Origin of the sequence: Streptomyces sp. NPDC057137 (assembly GCF_042670825.1) — a bacterium.
Lineage (GTDB): Bacteria > Actinomycetota > Actinomycetes > Streptomycetales > Streptomycetaceae > Streptomyces.
In genome coordinates this window covers 1-1,277 of sequence record NZ_JBHUUW010000149.1, presented here as the reverse complement: position 1 = coordinate 1,277, position 1,277 = coordinate 1, and the positions used below count along the sequence as shown (strand labels likewise).

General features: G+C 56.9%; 1 protein-coding gene. It reads right to left on the bottom strand.

What is annotated here, in order from left to right:
- Positions 1–1,277, bottom strand: a 1,277-nt coding sequence (locus ACFT9I_RS40285) for a hypothetical protein (RefSeq protein WP_382572882.1), incomplete at both ends; no start/stop codon positions are given.

The following is a 1,277-nucleotide window of genomic DNA, read 5'->3' as shown; positions in this document are numbered from 1 at the left end:
GAGCCCGCCAATCAGATTAATGACCTTTTGGTTATTCAGCGCCGTACCGAAGTCCGTATTTCTGAAACTGGTGTACTGCAGCTCAAATTGCCCCCTACTCACCTCCCGATAGTCCCGGGGTCGCTGTAAGGATCTTCGGAACCCCCGGTCAGCGATAAACGCCTCCGACGTATCGACCAGGTGCAAACAATACAACCTATCGTCCCCGGCTCGCCTGAACAGCAGTTTGGTGCCTGACACCTCCAGAAGCTCTCCATGGGCAACCTTGGCCATGACTTCGGTCATCAATGCCCGCAGCGTCACCGGCCCCGGACGCGTGACGGCGTGATTGAAGTGCGGTTCAAAGCGATCCGAAGCAAAATCCACACGCCGCCAGGCTGCTGGCTGCGTACCTTCGTGCGCGCGCCCCAAAGGAACCCTCGGGTTCGATCCTATCGTGTGCCGCGTCAGTTCGAGCAGTGACAAAGGGGTATCCAAGGCTGTCTGCCCAGTGCGCCACACCCGCAGCATGTCCACATACTTGTAGTCCTGGCGATACTTATTGAATACAGCCCGAGCGATCTGCGTGTGGCTCACTGAAGTCAAGTCTGGAAACGCCTCTTGAACATAGGCCGTGATGGTTTTCTCAAACGGTCTTCTCTCCACTACCTGCCAGCTTTGTGTCGCCAGTTCTTTGGTGGCCCGATCACAGGTCGCGATCATCTGTTGTTCGGAGGGGTTGTTGCGCAGCATCAGCTCAAAGCTGTCAAAGTCATCATAGGTCGCACCCGGCTTGTAGATGCTTGCAGTACCTGTAAACCAGTCCGATTGGTCATGGGTGCGATAGTAAAGATCATCGACTTTAATAAAGATGCCCTCTTGCTGAGACCAACCCGTTTGCTGGCTGTAAACCGGTTTGTATTCCCAGGCCATGAACGCATCAGACTTACGCTGCAGCAAGGCAGGATCAATCTTCGTGCCCCAGGACTTCCATTGCTGAGTCACGATGACACTCGCGCGCGCCGCCGGCAGGGCAACAGGGGCGGTACGCCCTGGGTCTATACCCTGTAGCCGCAGCCTGGCCTGATCGAGCGTCGTGGTCGCATTGAGGTATTGACGAAATTCGACAGGAATATCGCGCAGCCCAATGGCTTGCAATTCCAGCGGGCCATCCCCCAGACGCCGCACCAGAGCAAGCTCCATGGCCCGTTCCCGCCCGGCAGGAAACTCGAACGAATCCAGGACCCGCGCCGCTTGCACATCACCAAGGTCTGGGTAGAGCCGCATCAGGTCATCAC